The sequence below is a fragment of the Rhodoferax sp. GW821-FHT10B06 genome (genome assembly GCF_059415605.1).
Genome location: NZ_JBWKNO010000022.1, coordinates 12,187 through 35,110 on the forward strand (window position 1 = coordinate 12,187; position 22,924 = coordinate 35,110).

Sequence of the window (22,924 nt, forward strand, 5' to 3'; positions counted from 1 at the left end):
GCTACGAACCCGTGGTCAGGCCTGTGCTTCGCTGACGCCGCGCATTCGCGCAATTTCATCCTCCAGGCTGCGCGCATAAACGGTGGCCATTCCGATCGATTCGCGCAAGATCGCGCAATCACCGCGCAACTGGCGCAAGTAAGGAGGAGTTTCAGGCAATGCTCCTGAGACCAGGGGAAAATGATTTCCGGTCAGCACGCTTTGTGTTCGTCCATCCATGTAGCACGCGGTGAATGCCCGACGCGGAGTGGAGGAAGGATTGACCCCGGAGCGATGGATCAGCCAGTTATGCATCAATACCGCGTGGCCGGCCCGGACCTCAAGCGGCAGCACCTTTTCGGGCGGGCAGTGGCGTGCGGCATCTTCCGGTTGCAAGGTGCTGCCGTAAGCACGCAACAGGCCCAGGCGATGGCTTCCAGGTATCACCTCGACGCAACCATTCTCCAGTGCGGCGGGATCAAGGGCGACCCAGATGGTGACCAAAGGATCTCGATCAAGCGCCCAGACATCGCCACCATCCTGATGCCATGGCAAAAGCGTCCCTTGCCCGGCGGGCTTATTCATTACCATGGCACGAAAAATCGAAACCGGCACATGCCGTCCGTAATGTTGAGCGCAGATTTCCAGGAACAATGGATGTTTAACAAGAGGTGCGAAACTATCATCATTTTCCAGCCCTTGAATCTTGCGATAGAGACGCGACCCTTTCCCGATTTCGGAAACCACAGATGGCAACTCTTCGTAAGCACCGCCAGTGTCCATTTGAAACTGGATGGCGGGGTTGCTGAGCAGGCCGCTCGCCAGATCGTCAGCACGCTGCTTCAGGGCATCGAGCTCGGCATCCTCCAGCACCTTGCCAAGACGCAGGAAGCCGTTAATCTGATAATCATTCCACTGCTCATTGCTCAACATTACTTCAACTCCATCAGTAATTTCTCTCACTTTCCTCCGCCAAAACTCGTGGAGGAAGAGAAAGCTCATTCCCCATGCTCGGCAGGCGAGCAGCCCGCTAACAGTATGGCGGCTGCCTTCTCCTGCCTCGAGATCGGGGATAATCAATAACTATATGCTTACGGATCGCTTGCCGCAGAGCGCCCTGCACCAGAGAAGGCCTGATTGGCTACACATCAGCCAATCCTAATTAATTCCGTATTCGTATGATGAGTTTCCTGGCAACACAACAAACTTGCGTTCAGTTGATCATTCGATCACAGGCCCATTGCCCCCAGCAGCGAAACGCACTCCCCACATGAAGAACCAGAGTGCAATTTTCACCGTTGTCAGCAACAATTACCTGCATTTTGCTCGTACTTTATTGCAAAGCGCCGCCGCCCATCACCCGGAAGCCAAGCGCTACTGTGTCATTACAGATGTCGACCATGAGCCGGCACGGGCCCTCGCCAATGAGTTCGAAATCATCTCCCTTGACGAGCTCGGTCTGCCAGACGGACAAGACTTCATATTTCAATACGACATTCTCGAGTTCAACACGGCTGTCAAACCTTGGGCACTACAGCACCTGCTGCTAAAGGGGCACCAGCAAGTAATTTATGTCGATCCCGACATAAAGTTATACCGTGCGCTAAGCGAGGTGCATCACCTGCTCGCCGCAGGGGCCGACATTGTGCTCACGCCGCATCTGCTCGCTCCACTGAATGATGATCTGCTTCCCACCGAACTCGACATTCGGCGCGCCGGGACTTACAACCTGGGCTTCTGCGCCCTTCGTGATAGTAAGAACACGCACGATTTCCTCGATTGGTGGCAAAGCAAGCTGCGGCACGACTGTGTCGTCAAGGTGGACGAGGGCATCTTCGTCGACCAGAGCTGGATAGACCTGGTGCCCGGTCTCTTCGAAAACGTCGCCGTGCTGCGTCATCCTGGCTACAACGTTGCGTACTGGAATCTCGGGCAACGAGAGTTTTCGCGACATGCAGTCAGCGATGAGTTTCTGGTCAATGGGCAGCCTCTGGTCTTTTTCCATTTCAGTGGTCTCGAGCTTCAAAAACCACATACCGTTTCTAAACACCAGAATCGCTTCACGCTGAAGAGCCTCAACCGACTCGCCAGGACCTTGATCGAGGAGTATGTCAAAACTGTCGTCGCCAATGGCGCAGACCGCTATAGCCGTCTCGAATACGGTTTTGATCGTTACAGTGATGGCTCCCGAATCAGCGGCGCCGAACGAGTCCGTTTTCGCGACAATGCCACGCTCCGCGAACGCTGCGGCCAGCGTCCCTTCGAGCACCCGGAAATCATCGGCCTGAATCGCGCTACAAGCACCGATGCCATCACCAATGTCATCGTCGATGTTGCCATCGATGGCCCCACTATTGCTGCCGCAGATATTGCCATCGAGCCCCTCGACATGGATCCGGTCGACCGGCGGCGATTGGACAATATTTACCGGGCGCTGCTCGGACGTCTGCCCGAGCCCGGCGCTTATCTCCATCGAGGCCGGCACCTGAAGACCCGGGCGGGCATGTTGCGCACCCTTGCTGGCGTTGGACTATCGAGAGAGGCACGCGCCATGCCAGGCTGGATGGCACGCCTCCTGCGCTTTGCTGGCGCGGCGCGCATGACGCCTGACTCTGCCAAGCGATGGGTAATTCGTCCGCTCTGCGACGCGATTGCACAGCTTGAGCACATCTGGCCAGCCCTGGCTTACCAGGCCCCTGCCGGTCGGCATCGGTTCGCCACGCAAGATTGCACTCTGCCCTCGGTTACCAACGCCGTAACCAATATAGAGAGCACCATGCCATTCGGCATCAATCTGGTCGGTTACCTGCGTACAGAACTTGGTGTTGGTGAAGCGGCGCGTTCGCTGGCTCGTGCCTGCCTTGCCACCGACATTCCCTTCTCGGCCACCGAGGCCTATTTTCCGGGCCACAACCCGCAGCGTGATGACAGCATCATCGTCCATGCGCAGCCGACCCGTTACGCCGTAGACCTGCTTTACGTCAACGCTGATCAGACATCCCTGGCCTGCCAGCAACTGACGGCCGAAGGTCGGCCAAAAGCGCCCTATACCATCGGTTTCTGGCATTGGGAACAGCCGGAATTTCCGGCGGTCTTACACGAGGCCTTCACGCTTGTCGATGAAGTCTGGGTGTCCTCGACCTTTGTCCAGGATGCTATTTCTGCGGTATCTCCGGTCCCGGTATTCAAGGTTCCCCATTCGCTGCAATTCGATGTGACGCCGGGCGCTAGCCGCGAGCAATTCGGTCTTCCTCCTGGCCGGCAACTAGTACTGGTCATGTATGACTTCGATTCGTACCAGTATCGCAAAAACCCTCAGGCGGCGATTGCTGCTTATCGTCTGGCGGCACAAGCGCACCCACAACTCGCGCTGGTCATCAAGACCATGAACAGTCGGCAACACGCCGCAGCTTATCGCGAATTGCGTGACAGCATACAAGACTTGGACGGAGTCTTCTTCATCGACGACTTTCTGCCCCGCCAACAGACCTGGGACTTGCAGTCCTGCTGCGACATCCTGCTCTCTTTGCACCGTGCCGAAGGCTTTGGTCTGGCACTTGCCGAAATGATGTATCTGGGCAAACCGGTGGTCGCTACCAATTGGTCGGCCAATATTGATTTTATGAATACCGAAAATTCTATGCCTGTGCGTTACCTTCTAAAGCCCTTGGAAATAGACATAGGCGCTTATCCGGCCGGACCCCTGTGGGCCGAAGCTGATATTGCTCATGCTGCAGAATGTCTTGGCCAACTGGCCAGTCAGCCCGAGCTGGTCCGTCGCCTGGGTGAGCGGGCCAGGCAGGATGTCCGACACCAACTTGGCCCGCACACTGTCGGGCTTCTAATTCGCCAACGTCTTGAAATTCTGGGTCGATGGCACCCCGAACTAGTGGACACCCCGGCTCGCGCATGCTGAACGAGACGGTGACATCATCATGAAGAAAGCACTTACCGCCGGCGAGGCTGTCCAGGACGGTGCTTATATGACTCTGCTCCTGCTCGGCAAGGGCTATGCTGCCTATGGAACCCATCGACAAGGTGATGCAATGGATTTCTGGCAGCTAAAAGAACTTGATCTTCATAACCATCCCGATTTTCACCGGCGCGAACACGATCTGAGCGACCTGACGGCATGTATAGAGCTGATCGCCGAAATCATGCCGGATGAAATCTACAATCTTGCTTCTCTCAGCTTTGCGGGGAGCAGCTTCGGACATGCCGGTGCATCGATGCAGATCGACGGGGTCGGAGCCTTTAATCTCCTTGAAGCGATCCGGAAAGTTAAGCCCGGAGTCCGCTTCTACCAGGTCAGTACTTCGGAAATGTTCGGCGAGACGCGCTCGTTTCCGCAGAATGAAGATACCTCGTTCTGCCCGCGTAATCCTTATGGCGTGGCGAAACTCTACACTCGTTGGATGACAGTCAACTGCCGGGAGCCACATAATATTTTTGCCGTCAACGGTATCGCTTTCAAACACGCATTCCCCTTGCGTGGCTCCGAGGTTGTAACGCGAAAAATCACCAAAGTTGCTGAGCGAATCGCCTGGAGCGATGCTGAAGCGCTGCTGCTGGGCAATCTCGAGGCAAAGCGAGACTGGGGCTGCGCGCACGAGTATGTCGAGTGCATGCGGCGTATGCTGCAGGCAGACGCACCTGACGCCTTCGTTCTTGCAAGCAACCGGATGGAGGCCGTGCGAGGTTTTGCGCAAAGAGCCTTTGCGGCTGCTGGCCTCGCCTTGACATTCAATGGAGATGCTATAGACGAGACTGCTGCCATCGACACAATTGCCCCAGATAACCTGGCTGCTGCGTCAAGATTGCGAGCAGGGCAGACCGTGATAAGAGTTTCACCCGATTTTTATCACCCCGCCGAAAAAGTGCCCCTGATTGGCGACCCAAGCAAGACAGAAAACCAACTAGGCTGGCATCCAGGCACGTCCCTCGATGATTTATGTAGATCCATGGTCACTGCAGACGTGCTTCGCAACCAGCAGAGAATTGCAGCTTGAACGCTAAATATTCCACAGACATCAAGCAGCCATGCGCCTAGCGTTCAACGCCACGGCGCTGCTCAGTCCATTGACCGGGATTGGGCATTACAGCCTGCATCTGGCGGAGGAGTTGCTGAAGCTCCAGAACATTGAGTCCCACTTTTTCTATGGTGCTTTCTGGGACAGGCAACTGCACGCACGTCCGTCTCCGATTGCGAAATCTCTGCCCTGGCTGCGCCGCCATTTACCCTATTCGTACCAATTGAGGCGCCTCGTCCAGAACATCAGCTTCGGTCAGCATGCCAAGCGTTGCCACTTTGATGTCTACCACGATCCGAACATCATTCCCCTGCGCTTCAACGGAAGGACGGTGGTGACTGTTCATGATCTGTCGTGGATACGACATCCCGAGGCGCACCCGGCCGAACGTGTCAAGGCGATGAACCGTTATTTTGCCGCAGGCCTGGCCCAGGCCGATGCGATCATTACCGATTCAACCTTCGTCAAACAGGAACTGGTCGACGTCATGGGCGTTGCCCCCGAGCGTATCTCGGCGATTCCGCTCGGTGTCGAGGCACTATTCACCCCTATACCGCCTGCCGACACCTATTCGTTATTGAAACGTCATGGATTGATCCACGGACGCTACTTCCTGGCCGTCGGCACCCTCGAACCACGCAAGAATCTGAAGGCCGCTTTGCTCGCCTATCAGAAGCTTTCTGCCGCCACACGTCAACATTTCCCACTGGTGTTGATCGGAATGAAAGGCTGGCATATGTCGGCACTGGAGAAACAGATGCGGCAGTTGGAGAGTACCGGCCAACTGAGGCAACTGGGCTACCTGTCGCGCCCCGATCTGGCGACGCTGATGGCGGGGGCTACTGCGCTCGTATATCCGTCGATCTACGAAGGCTTTGGCCTGCCGCCACTGGAAGCAATGGCTTGCGGCGTGCCTGTCATCTGCGCCAATAACTCGTCGCTACCTGAAGTCGTGGGGGATGCCGGGCTGCTGGTCGACCCGCATGATGAATTTTCACTTGCGCAAATGATGCTTCAACTCGCCGACGACAATTCGTTGCGATCAAGCCTGGCCGAGCGCGCCAGGGAACGTGCCAGCCAATTCACCTGGGCGCGTTGCGCCGAGCAAACGATCGAGGTCTATCGCTCTCTTGTCAGAACGGAAAACGCATCTTGAGTTTGCGTGTCCTGCATTTCTACAAGACTGCCTTTCCGGATTCGATGGGGGGCACCGAGCAGGTGATCAATCAACTCGCCAAGGGCGGTAATGACCACGGCATCACCACCGATGTCCTGTCACTAACGTCTGAACACACAGCCAGCAGCATTGAGCTCGACGGTTACACTGCCCATCGTGTCCGGCGGCACCTGCAGATTGCCTCGACCGATTTCTCGCTGGCCGCTTTTCGGAAATTTGCCCAATTGGCGGCAAAAGCCGATGTCATTCACTATCATTTTCCATGGCCGTTCATGGATCTGGTTCACTTTGCAACAAGGGGCACGAAGCCCTGCATCGTTACCTATCATTCCGACATCATCCGACAGAAGCATTTGCTCAAGCTTTATCGGCCGTTGAAGCAGCGGTTTCTCGCCAGCGTCGACCACATCGTCGCCACTTCACCGAATTACCTAGCTACCAGTGATGTGCTGACGAGGTTTGCCGAAAAGGTCAGTGTCATCCCGATCGGCATCGACAAGGCCGCCTACCCTCCCGCATCTGCGCAACGTCTGAGCTACTGGCAAGGGCGGCTGGGAACGAAATTCTTCCTGTTTGTCGGCGTATTGCGTTACTACAAGGGACTACATCTTTTGCTGGATGCTGCCAAAGGCAACGCCTACCCCGTGGCAATCGTCGGCGCAGGTCCAATCGAGAGGGAGCTGAAGGCCAAAGCCGAGCAGCTTGGTTTAAAAAATATCCACTTTCTCGGATTCCTGCCAGAGGAGGACAAGGTTGCCTTGCTTACTATGTGTCTCGCCGTGGTATTCCCTTCGCATCTACGCTCCGAGGCCTTTGGCATCTCTCTGCTCGAAGGGGCAATGTTTGGGAAACCCATGATTTCCAGCGAGATCGGCACCGGAACAACCTACGTCAACATTGCCAATGACACCGGACTAGTGGTTCCACCTGGAAATCCGAATGCATTAGGCTCTGCAATGCGTTTTTTGTGGGAGCACCCAGAGCAAGCGACGGCGATGGGAAAGTTGGCAGAAGCCCGGTATTGGCAACATTTCACCGCAGCGAAAATGGTGAAATCCTATGCAGCCTTGTACGAAAATTTGGCACAACAAAATACGAAAGCATGACGCCTTGCCTCTCCATCGTCATCTCTTCAATGCCAACTTGAATTGCAGAATTTTTATCTAATTTGCATCAACAGGTGATCAAAATACGCAATGGTTTTGATCAACCCGTCGTCCAGTGACAACTCAGGTTTCCAGTCAAGGAGCTGCCTGGCTAGCGAGATATCCGGCTGTCTCTGCTTCGGCTTAGATTGTAGATTTCATCCACTTCCACATGGAGTGGAAACGTGACGTCATGTCTTAGTCTTTCAAAATTTCCCCGGTTCAGCAGATGGGCGATGTTGGACCGTTAATCCGTATAAAAATTATCAACACAAAACACATTGCATCCTTGCGAGACCAGCGGCACATAAAGATGAGAGCCAAGAAATCCGGCATCACTAGTGACTAGGATGTGTATTTTCATTCCAGGGACTTTGTGGCCATTTACCTTGCCTTATTCTTCATGAGCCTTAAAATTGACTGCAATGACAGGCTAAATAAACATTAGCGAAAAACATTGTATTTTACTATGCAATAAATAGCTCTAACCCCATCCCGCCATCCTATTTTCTTCCCCTCTTCATAGGTTCTTCCAAAATATGAAATTCCGACCTCATATATGCGGCAGTGCATCTTGGCTAATTTAGCCGTGATCTCTGGTTCGAATCCAAATCGATTCTCCTCGATACGGATAGATTGGATTATCTCTCGTCTGAAAACCTTATAACATGATTCCATGTCGGTTAGATTCAGATTCGTAAATATATTGGATAACAAGGTGAGAAAACCGTTACCTACGCGGTGCCAGAAATAGATTACCCGATGAGGATTTCCGCTCATAAATCGGGAGCTAAACACAACATCAGCTTTGCCGGCCAAAATCGGCTCGACTAATATCGGATATTCTTGAGGATCGTATTCAAGATCGGCATCCTGAATTATCACAATGTCGCCAGTTGCCAGCTTTATGCCCGCCCTAAGCGCAGCGCCCTTTCCCTGATTGGATTCCTGCAAAACAAGCCTATCAATTCTGTCGGCAAGCTCATTTTCAAGTATGGCCCTGGTGCCGTCACTTGAGAAATCATCGACAACGATAATTTCCTTACGAGCGAAGGGAGTGGCCCACACTGCTTCGATGATGCTGCGAATTGTATTTTTTTCGTTGTAACAGGGGATTATAATGGTTAGCTTGGGTAAGGAGGGTTGTCTCTGCATGCTTAATGATTTTCCATAATCATAAAAAAACATTTTTAAATATCTTGGCCATGATGAGGTGACGGGAGGTGTTTTTTTTGGGGGGGGGAAGTCGTCAATCAACCATCGACGTAAATCGCCATGTTCACTCTCTGAAGTGGAGTTCACGATGGATGTGTTGAAGCATAAAGTAAATTGATTTGCAGTTCCAAAACCATCTGGAAATTTATCGACGGCGGCCTCTTGAACTCTGGCTTCAGTGCTTGAAATGCCATCGGATTATATTTATGTTCATCAAAGTTACCCAATGCGTCCCTAATCTGCACGCCCGCGATCATTAATGTTGATAATGCGCTGCGCCTCAGTCTATTGCGGGTCACTCGAACCTGATTTTTTAAAAGCCCGCTTCCGCATGCTAACGCCGTGCTCGTCGGGCTCACTCCACTTGGCAAAGTAGGAATGTACGGTGCACTACTTGGGGAAAATCGCTGGGCAAGAAGCGCCACTGGCAACGTGTTCTTAGCAGGTACAGCACCGCACAAAACACCTTGTACAAGTCCACTGCCGTCGGCTTCGTGAGTCGCACAGGCTTGCAAAGAGGGTGGGTCGGGTTTGCGTGGAAATCAACAATTGACTGGCCAACAATGCGGCGCAGGCTCAGATCGAGCGCCGCAGCGGCGTGCAGCTAGCCTTTTGCCGTCCAGAAGTAGGTGAAGTGGGCTACCCACCTCTGCTTCGCAGCATACGTCTGCAACTGTTGGTCCAGCAGGTCTACGTCGCTCTATATCGGGGTGCTATCCGATCCCGTATCGCCGTTAGGCTGCACCATTGCACCCCAACAACTGCCCAGGCGAAAGTGCGACAGACACATTCGCTGTTTGAACGCTTAGTCTGGGGCCTTCCATGTGGAAAGCATTCCAAAGACGTTGTCGTAGTTGCCAGTAGCCTCGGCAGTGCGGAGAAATTTGGCGCGTTCCACGATGATTTCCTTAGGCGTGGGTTCGCCATGTAAAAGAGCGAGCGCCTCATCAAGGAAGTCTTCCAGGGGCATGGACTGTTCGTCACTTTCCTGACCGAACAACGTGGTGCGCACGCCAGGGGGTGCCAACTCAATCACGCGTACGGACGTGTCGGCGAGTTGAACGCGCAAGCCTTCGGTGAACGCATGGACGGCCGCCTTGGTGGCGCTATAGGTCATGGCGATGGGAAACGGAACAAACGCCAAGGCGGAACTGACATTGATGATGACGCTATCGTTTTTCCGAGCGAGTTGCGGCAGGAACGCATAGGTCATACGAATGGTGCCCAGAAGATTGATCGCGACGGACTCTTCCGCAACCTTCAGTGAATCAGGCTCCAAAACATTTTCGCGCACCATGATGCCGGCGTTGTTGATAACGACATTCAAGTCGGGGTAACGCGCGGCTACCAGCTCGCTTGCCTGAATGATGGATTTGGCGTCCGCAACATCTAGTTCGATAGCTTCGATGCCTGGATGATCGGTCGTGATCTGCTGAAGCAGCGCCTTTCGTCTTCCCGCGACGATGACCTTGTTACCAGCTTGGTGAAAGCGCAGCGCCAGGCCAAGGCCTATGCCGGATGTAGAACCGGTGATGAGAATCGTGTTGCCAGTGGTCTTCATGGGTTTCTCCTGATGGATGAAGAGGATAAAATTAAAAACGGACAACCATCCGTTTTTATGAAGCGTATCGGACAATTGTCCGTTTGTCAATTTAACCCCATGAAATGGAGAAGGTGTGGATAGCCCCAAGCGCTCTGACGCGTTGAAGAACCGCGAACGCATCCTGACGGTCGCACTTGCGGAGTTGATCCGTTCAGCAGAAGTGCCGCTGAGCGCAATTGCCAAAAAAGCTGGCGTTGGACAGGGAACCTTCTATCGGCACTTCCCGACGCGGGAGGCGTTGGTCATGGAGGTATATCGCCATGAGATGTTGCAAGTCACAGAATTTGCAGAACATCTGCTTAAGACTCGCTCTCCCGACCAAGCATTGCGGGAGTGGATGAATCGCCTTGCCGAGTACGCCATGACCAAGGCGGGTTTGGCCAATGCAGTTCGCGAGATGTCGTTCATGCGGGACTACCAGGGAAAGTCGGGCTATGCTCCTGTGATCGCTGCGGCCCAATTGCTGCTCGACGCAAATGAGAAAGCTGGAACCATCCGCGCCGGCGTCACCACGGACGACTTCTTCCTGGCAACTGCTGGTATTTGGCAGATCGATTTCAATGACGAGTGGCAACCGCGACTTACTTGGCTCATAGACTTCATCATGGAAGGATTGTGTGCCGGTGCGCCGGTGCGGGTCGCTGCGGTTCCGAAGTAGAGGCCCGCCAGTGCGCTGTGCACTGGGAAGTGCGGCACGTAACGCACTGCACTTCACTGCTCCACCAGCATGTCTACAACCGAGGTGAATGCGCCTTTCGCAGCAAGTCGCTGACAAAGTCAGCTTTGAGCAGGAGGCGGCATTCGACAGTCGTGGTCGAATGTCGGCAGTCAGCCTAATGCGGACGTTGGTGCCATGGCGCGCCGAGCATCACCTTCGCGCTCTCTGATTTCCGGGTGGAGTGGGATGCACAGCTTGACGCAATGCTTCTAGCCACAGGCGACGTCACAGGAGAGGGCTGACCTGGTAGCCACGCGGTCTATCCTGTGCCAGGGCTCCGCGAGCAACGGCCAGGCCTTCTTGATTCTGCATCAGCGCAGCGGCGGTGACCGCTGGCAGGAATGGGGCCGCGCGATTCGTGATGCACGCGCTGGCTTAGGTTGAGCAGCAGCGGAGGACATACGGCAAGGCAATGTTGCCAAAATTCTTCCATGCAAAATCACGTCTAAGGCGAAATCGACTGGCTTCCCAAATCAAGTGCACTGAGACTCAAATCCTCCTCTGGTGAAAGCCGGCTGCCCAATAACTCCCGCTGATGCTCAGAAGAAATTCCGATTCGGATTGCTTCAATCTCTGCTTCAAAATTTGGCAAACCATCCCCTCTCGAGGAAACCTCAGGCTTCAAGGCCTTCCACAGTGGACTTTGAATAAGATCAGAGTGAGGCTCCATAACCTCAAAGAGAGCCAAAGTTGTCGCCGCCTCGATTTCAACAGTGCCGCTCAATCTTTGTGGATACTGCCCAATCCGCACTCCTTCCGCGTGGGTAGATTTCCATATTTCGCAGAACGAGCTTACAGCCACACCTGGGTAACGGATTAACCGCGTGCAATCATCCGCCTTCATTGCTCGAGAAACCTCTTCCTGAGACTTCAATGCCGTGCTTTCTTTTGCCGCATCAATGATAGAACTGTAGCTTTCTATATTGAGAAGATAGAACAAAGGATTGATGGCTCGCTTCGTTTTCTGAAGGTACCAACGACTAGAGTTCTTGGAGAGGCCCTCCGCAATCCCCTCAAGAGCAGAAGAGTACTTCATTCGTACATTCAGCAGACCTTGAATAATTTCCTTCTCACTTAAAAGGGAAGCGCCAGTTTCGGATGCACGCGCCTTCCAGGCGGATATTTTACTGAGAGGCATCTGAAAACCCTCATTGCGCAGCTCAGTATCTAGCCAACTTACCTTCTCCCTGTTTCCGGCCATCCAATCGCCAACCTTGAAACAGTAGTCATAAAAATCCTGACCTTCAACTGGAGCCGTATTCATTGCATCAGCCCATTCTGTGCGAGACAGAACCTCTCTCTTTTTTTCATTCAGCTCAAGACCAATATCAAGCAGAAACTCCTCGACACGTCTCTCATGCCGATCAACGTCCTCAATCTTACAAACAATTGTGAGGTCGTCAACATATCTAAAATATTTTTTGCCATGCTCTTTTGAAAGCTGCTCATCAAGAGATTTTAGATAAATATCAGCCAGCACATGCGACAACTCCGTGCCAATCGGTATTCCAGCCGGTGAACTCTTAAGCTGATTTATAGCAAAATTAAGAGCAAAGTAGTTTTCGCCCCGTCCAAAGACGGTATCCTCCACTAGAAGGCGCTCGAGTCTTCCAGTATCAACGGATGCATAGAAATTCTTAACGTCAAGAAAAATCGCTACATACTCTTCGTTTTCATCCAATGCTTCCAGTATTTCTCTGTTTCTACCCTCATAGCCAATCAGATAGTGGTAATAGTTATGATTCCCCTCTTGCTCATTCAAAATGTAGCTATACACACGAGAGGAGCGACACTTGGCAAGCTCAGCGCCCAACTTATTTAATATAAAAGCTTCTGCGGTAGATGTTATTGGGCTTGGTGCCAAATAATCCCTGTATTCCATCCCATTTTCACCAATGGCTTTAAAAACCTGAAAATTCTTGTACGCCCATCTCTCTGATGAATTCAGTCGTTTTTCAATTGAAATCTCGGTAATTCTCGCTAGTGTTGGCGTATTAATGGATGCGCGAATCTTCGCACCTAGATACGACGGAGCATAGAGCTTCTTGAGGGCGTTAACTGGTCTAGTCAGTACATAGCTCTTCATGCAGCGAGCTCCAACAAGTAGTAATCGGCCCCAGTCGATATTGGTTCTTCTACTTTCAGATGAGGATCAATCCAGAAAAAACTCATGCTCGCTTCGCACATTTCCTTCGGTAGTTCGCCAGCCTTACCTTCGTCCAGTGCAAAAGATATAGCTTGAGCCTCATCCTTCACCCAGCGACCTTTATGCAGCGGCTCAACCCAAAGAAATGAACTATTGGCACCTCTGAATGATTTGGCAATAAATTTATAGGATGAACTAAAACTTTCCTTGAAAACCTTCTTTGATACACCAGATATGGCAGAACAAACCAGAAGAAACCTCGGATCGCTATCAATCGAATTCTTAATGCTTGAGATGCCATTCTCAAGGGCCATATCATCCGTTATATCTACATGATACGAATGGAAGAAAACTTCAATTCCAACGCTAGCATAGCGGACTCGAAGTATCTGTAGTTGCTGCTCATAGTAAGAAAGAGACATCTTTGAGAAATCAATGGCATGTATACGAACATCCAACAGATCTTTAGGAAGATTGTTTTCCATTCGTTGCTTTGTAATGGTATTAAGCATTGAAATCACGCCAGCACCGTTGCCCGCGGCAATGTCAACAACATAAATCTCTCCAGATAACAGTTGCGCGATTATTTGATCGTTTATGGGGGTGAGCGGCTCATCCTGCGAGACGAGAGGCAATTGCGTTCGTGCCGCACTATTTAAAAATCGAGCGAGAAAATGATCCTGGCTCTCCTTGTCACCCTTGCCGCCAATATGACCTCCAGCCTTTTGCACTTGATCGTACTGATTAAATATCCCCAACGTCTCGCAAAGAGTTTGGTGTGTAGATACAGTTAGATCAACTATTTTCATGGCCGCATCTTTTGTAAATCCACTAGCTAAAGGCATATTTTTCATGAATCGTCTGTTTTAATTTTCTGCACTATGCGCCAGAGGGCATGGAGGGCCGCACCCTTGTGTTTCACTTAGCGCAGGAAGGTAGTGGCGAACAAATTGGTAGAACGGTTGCAAGAGTTAGGTAATACTGCAGCCGATGAGCAAAAGTGCCGACTCTTCGTCTCCTGACGTATCCAATTCCATTGCAGGATTCAGCGGAGCGGCAGCACTGGCGTTGCATCATATCGAAAGCGCAGCCCTGGCATTTCAGGGCAAACACGCGTTCAATCTACGTTCATATTCGCCAGTGTCCACCGTTATAGGTGCTTTGGAGTTGCTTCCACTGGCGCGGGTTTGGAGACGGGGTGGCGTTGGAAGCGCTCTGACATTGGATGCCCAACTGGCTGAAGGTATGCGGAATGAGGCAAAGATCAGCCTACATGGTCACGGGGTGGCGCAGTTTTTTCGAGCCTCTGATCCCGCCCTTGAGCCTGACCGGATCAATTCATATCTGCTTGAATTCCGTAAAAATCTTGCGTTGGCAGGAATTGAGACAACCGCAGCAATGGCTTTGGCAGGTGCGTTCAGCGAAATGCACGACAACATTTGGCAGCACAGTGGTAGGCCTAGCTCGGGGTTTTGTGGTTATGAGGTGTTCTCCAACCAATCTATTTCGTTTGGCGTTGCCGATAGCGGTTGGGGCTTGTCCAAAGCCTACGCAGCAACGCGTGGCTCGTTTGGTTCTAAGTCTGCCGCTGCTCTGATGGAGCAAGCAGTGTTACGCGGTCATTCGCGCTTTTTAGAGCCCGGAAGGGGGGCCGGCTTTAGCACGCTACTGCGCGCGCTCCGTAAATTTGATGCAGCGATCAGGGTCCGATCTGACGACGTTGCAATGGACTTGAGTCCAGCAGGGGGCAGTGAGTATCGCGCGACCTTAAAAACCAAAGCCCAGCTGGCCGGTTTCGTCGTTTGCGCTCAAGTCCGTGTTGCGGACCCTAACCCTTGACGGTGGCGCAACTGTGAAGATCGGTTTCGGCATACGCGCAAGCTGATCAAGGCGGTGACACTGATCCGAAGTGATAGCGAAAACCTTTCCAACGGGCAATTCGGCGACATTCGGGTCGGTTACCCAGCGATGTCCTCGGACGCTGGACGAAGGGGTCAAAGTTTGGCGCTTACGTGCCTTCATATGTGGATTTGTGTCGAGTTGAACCACGCTTGCAAAAATCTGCAGAAGTTCCTTGTAACGATGAACTCCTCCTCGAACCAATATGTGTAGCGGCCAAGGGATGGTGGCCGCAAAACGCTTGAGTCTTGCAAGGTATCGGTCAATGGAATCATGACCTGCTGTGCCAGTAGCAAACTCAAAAGCAACAACATTACCGCCTGCTTTTGTTAGCAATGCACTGTAGAAATCGAAATCGGCGTCGGTACGAGCGTTTAAATGAAGGGCTGCAGGCAGGCCTGCAGCATTCATTTCGCCCCAGACTATGCCAATCCGTTTGCGGGCATGCAGATTATCTGCGCGGGGTACGTCCGCCATCAAACTGAAGTTCGGTGACGTGACGGCGATGATTCCAGCAGTACGAAACGCAGCAAAGAGTTTGCTGCGAGCAGCATGTCCAAGTTTCCAAATTTGCTCGATCCGGAAATCATGATCGACGCCACTGAGTACCCACCCCGCCTGTGGCGTTCCGCCAAACTTTTGGACAATCTCACTTGCGGTAAGTGCAACCAAACCGTCCGGTGTTCGCTTGCAGACGCTATTGATTGGAAGTGCTGCGTACATGACTTGGGAGAAATCGACTTCAGGCATCGGCTTCTCTATGACAGGTACCCATTCTGGCAATTCTGGCCATGGAGGCGCAGCGGTGAGGTCGATGCCGTCGAGGCCAAAGCCACCCACTTCGGTAAGGCGTTTTACGAAACGCTGAGGCGCTTTGCTGCAAACGATGTCGCAGGCTTCAGGGTTGGCGCAATTGCATAAATCGATGCAATGCGCGATAGCACCCTCAAGCTGTAACCCGCCACAATTTTGCTTCATATGGCAGGAATCGCAGCCAAGAAGCATGGATGCACTTTCCTTGTGCTGGATCGCTTTGATGGGAATCTGTGGGCGATTATTTGACAGCATGGTCGCCTTACTCCACAACGCGGACGTGGATTTTTTTCGCTTCCACATGCCGTTCCTCTATCACGGCACTGAAGTATCTGTGAGGTTGATCGACAATCTCGGACGCAAGCAGGGCGGCCGTGGGACCTTCGATCTCCGCCACTAAGTTTTCGTTCAGGAAGCAATCAATACGATCACCCTCAGACTTCAGTAGCAGAACCGTGTCTGGATTGAGCCTGCTAATGTCCACTAGGCTATCGGCCAGCAAGACCCGACTGACAAACGTAGGTGCATTTGCCGCGGTGAACAAGTCGTCAGAGGCGAGGGCGGTTTCCCGCTGCCACGCCTTTTGATGGGATTTAGACGTCGCCCGAATAAACTCGATGCCCATGAGAAACCTCTTGCAGAAGTGAACGAAACTTTTTCGATCGCCCTTCGTTTCTGACTGTGACCAACCCTTTATCAGAGAGGTCCGTCAGGCGGTTATGCCAAGCAGTCACGCCGGGTTTTTGCCGAAGGTCAAACAAGGTTTTCGCATCGCACTCGTTATGGAGTGCAAGCAGATTCAAGGTATCGAGCAAAGTCGGGTCAAGTTCGCCAACCAGCCGGAAATTACGGACAGCTGTTGCTTGCCGCTCCGCGAAAAGGTAAACGTCGCCGTACTTGCCGGCAACGATCTCTGCTTCTTCAATCGTTTCGGGCTCTGCATTTGCAAACACCGTGGGCTTGTGAAACGTGCCGCCAATGTATTCCCGTAGCCCCCGAAGGGATGCTCTAAATGCGCTGGCCGTGATCATGGCTACCCCCTGTAGATCAACGATCACAAAGTCTTCCTCAAGCTTAGGAACTCGGGCGATCAATTCGGCTAGGATCTTTTTACCAGCAGTTTCGCCGGCCCACATGACACCTTCGTCGAGCAACGTCGCGGGTAGCAGAAAGAAGGTGGGATACATTTGCATCATTTAATTCACTGAGTTCGGTGAATATACGTCAAATCTGGACGATGTGCAAATTGCTGATCGCATGGCAACAGGTACTAAGCCTTGAGCTTGCGTTGTTGTGTTGTCCCTCAGGGGGGAGTATCTTGCGAGGCGCGTCGGACGTATGTGGGCAGAGCGTTTTGCCAATTCTATTTTTCCCGACGGTTACAGTTCTTTGTAACGCAAGTCCACACGTGCGAGACGCTGTTGGACGCCGCTCAGTCTGGATGGCGAAAACCGCTGTCGGAGTGGTCAAAACTATGGTCGGCTATGCGTTTGCAGCCGCCAGAACAGCCACCACGCGTACTTGGAAGCATGGTTCTACCGATAGTGCCACGCTGGCCGAAATGCGCTCTAAAGCACGTTCCGGTCGATCCGGTCCAGACTATTTCATAACGCTTAAAAACTTCCATGCCGGTGTCTTTTGCAGTGTCTCAAGCAGCGATGCGCTGTAATGCTCTGGCCTCCACCATTCCACCACCATCTTTCCGAGTTGCGCTTCCCAATTGGCAATTTGGTCTTTCACCGTGGTTACGCTGCCGCACAAATCCTGCCAGTGTTGGCGGGTGCCATGCATGCCACGCAGGCGAACGCTATCAAGGTAGCCGCAGAATGCTGGGTCAAATTTCTTCTTGCCCATCTTGATCTGCATGATGCGATAGCCCCCAAAGGGCGTTTTTATCTCTGCCAACTGGGCCAGCGTCACGGGCTTATTGAATACGCGGCGGCTCTCCAGTTGGGTACGCCCGGTCTTACGCTCCAGCTCTAGTACCAGCTCTGCATCCTCACGCATGGCCGTACGGCTGGCTTTTTCGCCTACCAGTCGTTTGTACTGGTCACTAGCGATCTGGTCGTAGGCGACACCATGATGCGCGGATTCCACACTGCCCACGTATACAGATTGCTGGCGGCCTTGGCGGTTGGTCATTACAAAGACCTTGGTGCCGGACATGGCACCCTTCAAGTCGATGATCAAGTCATCAATCGGAAGTCCGAGTCGCATGCAAACGTCGATACGACGGATTAGCATGGCAGCCGCCATTTCCTTGGCATCCAACGGAAACAGCTTCCTAAACACCTCGATGATCAGGTCGCTGTCGCCGTCTTCCATCTGGTTTGGGTTCAGCACCATCTGCATCGGTGCTCCCTTGTCGGGGATGTTCGGCACGAGGTGAAAGCGCACCACTGCACCACTCTTGAGTTTTAGCACGAAGGCATGCTTAAAGAACGTGCCCTTGGTGCTGCCCCTGACAAGCAGGCGATGGCGCTTGAGTTGCTTCGCCCGATCCAGCACAGTGTCGAGCTCATGCAGGTACACAGGCAGGTCCAGGATCAGTTTGTCGATCGCCATGGTTCCAACAACGGGCGCAGCGCCGTATAGGGCGGCTGCATCGGTGGGTTTCTTGATGAGGTGGTTCTGCTTCAGCTTCTGGTGGTATTGCTTCTGTCCTCCATCTCGCTGAATGATCTTCACTTCACTACTGGTCTTACTGTTCTTATATGCCGATGTTTTTGATGCTTGGCGCATGGTGAATTCCTTTGAAAATACGTGCCGCATTACACGTCTCGCGTTTTGAGTGATCGTGGGCACTGCGGCAACGCTGGTGATTGACTGGAGGTGCCGTCGTTGGCTAATCTCGTCACGCGATGGCTAGGAGGACATGTCATCGGATTGGGTTTGCAGGAAAAGCATGTTTTTCAGTGCTTCCACGTTGCCAGATACATGGCTCGCTTGTTTCCATCGCGGCGAGTTGCCGTCGTTGGCACTATCTGAAATTGGCGTCTGCAAGAACGTCGGTGTTGTTGCGTGAATTGCAGCCTTGGGCTGGCGACCACGCAACATGGGTTGCGACGACTACTCCACGAGCGGTGGCTCAACCTCATCCGGACGGGGCTTGGGCGCGCGAAGGTGCCGGAGAGCATCCGTCCACAGGTCCCGCTCTGCTTTTGTCATCGGCGCGGCAGGTAAGGGCGGTAGCCCCTGGAGTGCGCGGGAAACGGAGGATTTGTGCAGCCCAACCGCCACGCCGATGACCTCCAAGGACTCTTCAGCAGCCCTGAGCTTGGCCATGAAGCGGACTTGCAAAGTTTCGGAAACAAACAGCGTGGAGCGGACCTTCATGCCCTGGGAGCTGCGGCGGATGCTGAGCATCGTCCGCCCCTTTCCCAGTATGCCAAGTTGCAGCAAGGCCCAGCATTCGACGACGAATGCCCACTCGCCATCCGGATCGGGTTCGCAGTCACGGACCAACAGATATTCCTGACAGAGACGGGCCATGCCGGCATCGTGCAGCCCTACAGCCAGCAGCATGACCCGCGTCTTGCGGGCTTGGGCGGCGTTGGCGATGCGCAGCAGCCCCTCGGCCATGGCGGGAGTCAACCGCGTTGGCGCACGCCACTCCACAATGATCCACCCGGGTGCGGTTTCCATGATGGGGAGGAGTGCGCTCAGGCCCTCGTCGCAAGTCCAGTCAAAGTCAGCATCGGAGCCGATTAGATGCAGCTCATGTTCGGCCAATTTTGACTTGGGCGGACAGAATGCCTGTTCTACGAAGTGAATCAGCTCCTGCGCGCGAGGAGTCGCCGGAATCAGGGACAACACCTTAGATACTTTTGGCATGGGGATGCCAAGTTCAGACTGCCCTGCACGGGCTTGGAACGTCAGGGCGTGGCGCAAGAAGGGCAGTCCGGGCGATGCCGGAACGCTCACGATGGTCAGGCCCTCCGGAATAGGCGAGGGTTTGAATTCCACTGCTCGCAGTAGCATCGAGTGAAGATGAGTCTTAACCATGGCTGACCTCCTGCGTCTTGCCGGCTTTGTAGGCCTCAACGGAAGACATGGGCCAGAAAGCGCCGCGACCGCGTTTTACGGGAGCGGGGAACTGGCCAAGCTTGATCTTGCGGTAAATGTTGGCACGAGACTCATTCAAATACTGCGCCATGAAGTCCATGCGCACGTCAGGGTCCAGGCCCGCCGCACGCTGAGTAGCTACGCGGTTGATCGCAGCCAAGTAGGTTGCATCTTTCTTCTGGACGACAGACATTGTCATTTGGACTTGCGAGGTCGGTTCAGTTAACGCCGGCACGACTTCCGGCAAGCGAACGTCAACCGCCAAGTCTTCCGACAATGTGCCATTCGCGGAATCAGAGTGAGTTTCCGTGTGCGATCGGGGTTGGACGCAGTCAAGGTGTCCAAAGAACTGGTAGACCTTATCCGACTTGGCACAGCGGCACAAAATCCCTTCGATTCGTTTCGAGCCCGGACAAAGGTCCGGCGCGGATGCAGCAGGCGGTACGTCGTCCGCCACCGGTTCACCGCAATCACTACAGGCCACCAATCTGCCGACCCCGAAGTACCGATTGCCCCCATTCTTAAACTGCCATCGACCAGCTTTGCTTTGGCCGTGATAGGTCCAGTCTGTCTGTGGTGTGGCGACAAACGCATTTTTGAGTGGGGCGTTCAACACTGTTTCATCCATGTCCATGTGGACCTCCTTGGTCGCTAAGAGTTGCTGTGCGAAATGCACTTTTCCCTAGCTGTAGATGGTTTACAAGGCTCCTTTTTTGAATTTAAATGGAGGAATGAAAAGAGGTTTAGAAAAATGAAAATGACTGATGAACAAAGAAAAGAAGAGGATAAAAAAGAGGACACTTCTATGCTGTATTTTTCGCATGAGTGGAGTCGATCGACGGCCGTGGCACGGCTCTGTGTGCCTCGTCAGCGATACGATGGCTCATCCAACAATCTGACGCAGAGGGTTCTTACGCTGGTAGAGGATGCGTTCCATGGGAAACCGGCCAGACTGAAGGAGGATGAGGACCTGGCCGACGATGCCGAGTCCATGTTGGACGCTATTGGAAAAATCCGAGCAAGGATGGAACAGCTGGGTCTTGAACCGCGGCATACGATGTATGCGGTGTTATGGATTCGGTTGTTGCGCTCACTGTCGATACCAATCCAAGACCTGGCGTACCGCGCGCTAGGTTTATGGCGGCTGAACTGCGAGACCGAGGGCACTGTTTTTTTCAGCGGGGACGAACAATCAAAAAAACAGCCACTTAGACTTTCAGGGCAAAAGACGCGAAGCGGGTTTACGGTAGAGGAACTCATGCTCCGTGATGTGAAGTCGGAGTCTGTGCATTTCGCAAGAGCGTGGCGGTTGATGATCGTTCCGCGAAGACGGGGGGGTGACGCTAGTACGGACCGCGTCCAACCAGCCGCATCAGACAGTGTCCTGTTGCCAGTTCGTAGCGCTGAACCGAAGCCCACCAGGCTGAAGCGTCAGTCAATGGCGTCGTATCGAAGACAATGCGGATCGGGCGTTATGGAGCAGTTGGAAAATGCGCTGGCCAAGGAAGCAAAATCCGGACGCGGTCTACTGACGGAGCCCGGCAAAGGAAGACGGAAGTACCAAAGCGAGTTGTCTGCGTTAGCGCTTCTACGTAAACTCAAAGGCAACCCAGCTCTGAATTTGGTTGGGACGGACAGCACATTGCGCAAAGCGCTTTCCGCGTTTGTCAGCTGTCCGCGTGGTCGTCCCAAAAAATTGGCACCAGTCGAATACGGGGTAAGGCGAAAACCTCGTTAACCGGTGACGTTTAAGCCGCGTCGGTCTGAGACTTCACTTCGGGATCATCCAGCAGCCGAAACAATGTTTCTAGTGCTTGGCGTTTTTCGTCCATATAGTCATGTCCGTCGTAATGGCGCGCTTGCACTCCTGCGATGCCATGAGACTGTAGGCGCCCCCGAATTTCAGAACTGACACGTGCGCTGGCGAGGATGGTTTCCACCCCGGAGCGGATGCGCTTGGCCTGGAATTCCGGTAACGCGTGCGCCGCTTCCACCGCCCAAGCGCTTAACGTGGTTGCCGCCAAGTGGGTTTCGCCCTTGTCGGTGCTGATGGCGTAGACACCCTGCGGTTTGCATTCCAGCATGGCCACGACTGCTTGAGGTACCAGCGGAACGGTGTGAGGTCTCGGTGGTTTTCCGGGACGCCCCTTACCGTCATATAGCCTGACGAGGTTGCCCATTACGTTATCCGTGCGCAACATGACCAGTTGCTGAATGCGTTGCCCGCCTGTCAGCAGATGTAGTCGAAGGACTGCACCACGGAACCCAGGCGCAGTTTTGATCGCTTGCCAGTAGATTCTCAATTCTGCACTGGTTAAGGGGCGCTTGTCTGCTTTGTTCGCGCTCTCATCTGGTTCGGTATCGGCGGCGGGATTTGCAGTGACCTTGTAATCTTTGAACTTCACCGGAACGCTAGCTTTTGACCGCGACGCTCTGGCTGTTTGGTATGCGGCGCGCACGTAGCTGCGCAGCTTGTTCGCGGTGCGACCTTTGCCCAGTTCCAAGGCGCGACGCATCATGTCTGCGATCTGTTCCCCGGTCACTTGGTTGGCAGGCAGCGCGGCCACTTTCGGCCATGGCTCAAATATGTGCACTTTGCATATGCTGCGCACGTCTTTGTGCGCGACGCGACCGATGGCTTCCAAATGGTCTGCATAGTCGATCAGCAGATTCTTAAGCGTGAAATGCTCGGCCTCGGTCTTCGCCTCTTCAGTTTTGGCGTGCTCTTTTTTCTTGGCCGCGAGAAGGGCAGGGCGGCCTCCGTCTTGCTTGTGTGTGTCGTGCTGAATAGCCAGAGCTTCTGCGGCACGAACGGCTGCTGCATATGAATGGCCACGCTCCGTGGGCGTAAGGCTCTTCGGCGCTGCGGCCGAATCGTAAACTCCAATTTTCACCCGCTCACTGGTGGAACCCATGCTGTAGCGCCAGTAGAACACCGCTGCGCCCCCAGTTTGCTTGCGAACTTGTAGCGCACCTGTGGGCCTGATTTTGGTCAACGTTTTGAAGACGCCAGTCGGTGCTTCATTGATAATTTGACCAGTTGTTTTCGTTGCCAGATTCGTTGCCAATTTGAAGCCCAGTTATTTGCCCGTTGCCAGAATATTGCCAGAATATTTCTTGATGACAAAACTCAC

At 53.3% G+C, this 22,924-nt stretch carries 19 protein-coding genes and 2 pseudogenes; 7 read left to right on the plus strand and 14 right to left on the minus strand.

Going from position 1 to position 22,924, the window contains the following annotated elements; translation table 11 throughout:
- Positions 1-15: 15 nt before the first annotated feature.
- On the minus strand, positions 16-1,059 hold the full coding sequence (locus tag AC07O2_RS23490) for a phytanoyl-CoA dioxygenase family protein (protein WP_495234617.1): 1,044 nt from the start codon (positions 1,057-1,059) through the stop codon (positions 16-18).
- A gap of 190 nt (positions 1,060-1,249) precedes the next feature.
- Between AC07O2_RS23490 and AC07O2_RS23495 the strand changes: the two genes are divergently transcribed.
- From AC07O2_RS23495 to AC07O2_RS23510, 4 genes are read left to right on the plus strand one after another with little or no spacing between them, the layout of a single operon-like run.
- Entirely contained in the window at positions 1,250-3,895 is a 2,646-nt protein-coding gene (locus AC07O2_RS23495) for a glycosyltransferase (protein ID WP_495234618.1), read from the plus strand.
- A gap of 19 nt (positions 3,896-3,914) precedes the next feature.
- On the plus strand, positions 3,915-4,988 hold the full coding sequence (locus AC07O2_RS23500; protein WP_495234619.1) for a GDP-mannose 4,6-dehydratase: 1,074 nt from the start codon (positions 3,915-3,917) through the stop codon (positions 4,986-4,988).
- 31 nt (positions 4,989-5,019) lie between these two features.
- Positions 5,020-6,165, plus strand: a complete 1,146-nt coding sequence (locus AC07O2_RS23505) for a glycosyltransferase family 4 protein (RefSeq protein ID WP_495234620.1) — start codon at positions 5,020-5,022, stop codon at positions 6,163-6,165.
- A gap of 2 nt (positions 6,166-6,167) precedes the next feature.
- On the plus strand, positions 6,168-7,292 hold the full coding sequence (locus AC07O2_RS23510; protein WP_495234666.1) for a glycosyltransferase family 4 protein: 1,125 nt from the start codon (positions 6,168-6,170) through the stop codon (positions 7,290-7,292).
- 181 nt (positions 7,293-7,473) lie between these two features.
- Here the strand turns inward: AC07O2_RS23510 and AC07O2_RS23515 are convergent.
- The 4 genes and pseudogenes from AC07O2_RS23515 to AC07O2_RS23530 all read right to left on the minus strand — a co-directional run.
- A pseudogene (locus AC07O2_RS23515) lies at positions 7,474-7,695 on the minus strand (SDR family NAD-dependent epimerase/dehydratase); the annotation flags it as partial.
- Between the two features lie 80 nt (positions 7,696-7,775).
- On the minus strand, positions 7,776-8,633 hold the full coding sequence (locus tag AC07O2_RS23520) for a glycosyltransferase family 2 protein (protein WP_495234621.1): 858 nt from the start codon (positions 8,631-8,633) through the stop codon (positions 7,776-7,778).
- A gap of 201 nt (positions 8,634-8,834) precedes the next feature.
- Positions 8,835-9,048: pseudogene (locus tag AC07O2_RS23525) on the minus strand (transposase); the annotation flags it as partial.
- A 303-nt stretch (positions 9,049-9,351) separates the two neighbouring features.
- The gene (locus tag AC07O2_RS23530) at positions 9,352-10,107 is read right to left on the minus strand and encodes an SDR family oxidoreductase (RefSeq protein WP_495234622.1); all 756 of its coding nucleotides are present in this window, start codon (positions 10,105-10,107) and stop codon (positions 9,352-9,354) included.
- A gap of 115 nt (positions 10,108-10,222) precedes the next feature.
- Between AC07O2_RS23530 and AC07O2_RS23535 the strand changes: the two genes are divergently transcribed.
- Entirely contained in the window at positions 10,223-10,807 is a 585-nt protein-coding gene (locus tag AC07O2_RS23535; protein WP_495234623.1) for a TetR/AcrR family transcriptional regulator, read from the plus strand.
- A gap of 505 nt (positions 10,808-11,312) precedes the next feature.
- Here AC07O2_RS23535 and AC07O2_RS23540 read toward each other — a convergent pair.
- Positions 11,313-12,953, minus strand: a complete 1,641-nt coding sequence (locus AC07O2_RS23540) for an RNA-directed DNA polymerase (RefSeq protein ID WP_495234624.1) — start codon at positions 12,951-12,953, stop codon at positions 11,313-11,315.
- Complete coding sequence (locus tag AC07O2_RS23545; protein WP_495234625.1) at positions 12,950-13,867, minus strand: hypothetical protein; 918 nt, start codon at positions 13,865-13,867, stop codon at positions 12,950-12,952. Before AC07O2_RS23545 ends, AC07O2_RS23540 begins: the two co-directional genes overlap by 4 nt.
- Positions 13,868-14,003: 136 nt before the next feature.
- Here AC07O2_RS23545 and AC07O2_RS23550 point away from each other — a divergent pair, with 136 nt between their 5' ends.
- A complete protein-coding gene (locus tag AC07O2_RS23550; protein WP_495234626.1) occupies positions 14,004-14,852 on the plus strand; it encodes a hypothetical protein in 849 nt (282 codons plus the stop codon).
- Here AC07O2_RS23550 and AC07O2_RS23555 read toward each other — a convergent pair.
- The 6 genes from AC07O2_RS23555 to AC07O2_RS23580 all read right to left on the minus strand — a co-directional run bounded on the left by AC07O2_RS23555 (position 14,781) and on the right by AC07O2_RS23580 (position 20,424).
- Entirely contained in the window at positions 14,781-16,028 is a 1,248-nt protein-coding gene (locus AC07O2_RS23555) for a hypothetical protein (protein ID WP_495234627.1), read from the minus strand. The two genes, AC07O2_RS23550 and AC07O2_RS23555, sit on opposite strands and share 72 nt — an antisense overlap.
- A complete protein-coding gene (locus AC07O2_RS23560; RefSeq protein ID WP_495234628.1) occupies positions 15,988-16,350 on the minus strand; it encodes a hypothetical protein in 363 nt (120 codons plus the stop codon). Before AC07O2_RS23560 ends, AC07O2_RS23555 begins: the two co-directional genes overlap by 41 nt.
- Positions 16,319-16,912: a hypothetical protein gene (locus AC07O2_RS23565; RefSeq protein WP_495234629.1), complete on the minus strand. Its 594-nt coding sequence runs from the start codon at positions 16,910-16,912 to the stop codon at positions 16,319-16,321. The genes AC07O2_RS23560 and AC07O2_RS23565 overlap by 32 nt, the downstream gene beginning before the upstream one ends.
- A gap of 412 nt (positions 16,913-17,324) precedes the next feature.
- Positions 17,325-18,467 (minus strand): hypothetical protein, encoded by a 1,143-nt coding sequence (locus AC07O2_RS23570; protein ID WP_495234630.1) that lies wholly within the window; start codon positions 18,465-18,467, stop codon positions 17,325-17,327.
- A gap of 327 nt (positions 18,468-18,794) precedes the next feature.
- A complete protein-coding gene (locus AC07O2_RS23575; protein WP_495234631.1) occupies positions 18,795-19,730 on the minus strand; it encodes a hypothetical protein in 936 nt (311 codons plus the stop codon).
- A complete protein-coding gene (locus AC07O2_RS23580; RefSeq protein ID WP_495234632.1) occupies positions 19,723-20,424 on the minus strand; it encodes a helix-turn-helix transcriptional regulator in 702 nt (233 codons plus the stop codon). The genes AC07O2_RS23575 and AC07O2_RS23580 overlap by 8 nt, the downstream gene beginning before the upstream one ends.
- Before the next feature lie 36 nt (positions 20,425-20,460).
- Between AC07O2_RS23580 and AC07O2_RS23585 the strand changes: the two genes are divergently transcribed.
- Positions 20,461-21,528 (plus strand): hypothetical protein, encoded by a 1,068-nt coding sequence (locus tag AC07O2_RS23585; RefSeq protein WP_495234633.1) that lies wholly within the window; start codon positions 20,461-20,463, stop codon positions 21,526-21,528.
- Positions 21,529-21,538: 10 nt separating this feature from the next.
- Here AC07O2_RS23585 and AC07O2_RS23590 read toward each other — a convergent pair whose 3' ends face one another.
- Entirely contained in the window at positions 21,539-22,858 is a 1,320-nt protein-coding gene (locus tag AC07O2_RS23590) for a tyrosine-type recombinase/integrase (RefSeq protein WP_495234634.1), read from the minus strand.
- Positions 22,859-22,924 lie beyond the last annotated feature (66 nt).

Coding starts and splice junctions, on each gene's coding strand:
- AC07O2_RS23570 (WP_495234630.1), bottom strand. CDS start 18,467: ATGCGCCAAGCATCAAAAACATCGGCATATAAGAACAGTAAGACCAGT.
- AC07O2_RS23555 (WP_495234627.1), bottom strand. CDS start 16,028: ATGTGGAAGCGAAAAAAATCCACGTCCGCGTTGTGGAGTAAGGCGACC.
- AC07O2_RS23530 (WP_495234622.1), bottom strand. CDS start 10,107: ATGAAGACCACTGGCAACACGATTCTCATCACCGGTTCTACATCCGGC.
- AC07O2_RS23540 (WP_495234624.1), bottom strand. CDS start 12,953: ATGAAGAGCTATGTACTGACTAGACCAGTTAACGCCCTCAAGAAGCTC.
- AC07O2_RS23560 (WP_495234628.1), bottom strand. CDS start 16,350: ATGGGCATCGAGTTTATTCGGGCGACGTCTAAATCCCATCAAAAGGCG.
- AC07O2_RS23585 (WP_495234633.1), top strand. CDS start 20,461: ATGCACTTTTCCCTAGCTGTAGATGGTTTACAAGGCTCCTTTTTTGAA.
- AC07O2_RS23565 (WP_495234629.1), bottom strand. CDS start 16,912: ATGTATCCCACCTTCTTTCTGCTACCCGCGACGTTGCTCGACGAAGGT.
- AC07O2_RS23500 (WP_495234619.1), top strand. CDS start 3,915: ATGAAGAAAGCACTTACCGCCGGCGAGGCTGTCCAGGACGGTGCTTAT.
- AC07O2_RS23545 (WP_495234625.1), bottom strand. CDS start 13,867: ATGAAAAATATGCCTTTAGCTAGTGGATTTACAAAAGATGCGGCCATG.
- AC07O2_RS23550 (WP_495234626.1), top strand. CDS start 14,004: ATGAGCAAAAGTGCCGACTCTTCGTCTCCTGACGTATCCAATTCCATT.
- AC07O2_RS23495 (WP_495234618.1), top strand. CDS start 1,250: ATGAAGAACCAGAGTGCAATTTTCACCGTTGTCAGCAACAATTACCTG.
- AC07O2_RS23505 (WP_495234620.1), top strand. CDS start 5,020: ATGCGCCTAGCGTTCAACGCCACGGCGCTGCTCAGTCCATTGACCGGG.
- AC07O2_RS23580 (WP_495234632.1), bottom strand. CDS start 20,424: ATGGACATGGATGAAACAGTGTTGAACGCCCCACTCAAAAATGCGTTT.
- AC07O2_RS23575 (WP_495234631.1), bottom strand. CDS start 19,730: ATGGTTAAGACTCATCTTCACTCGATGCTACTGCGAGCAGTGGAATTC.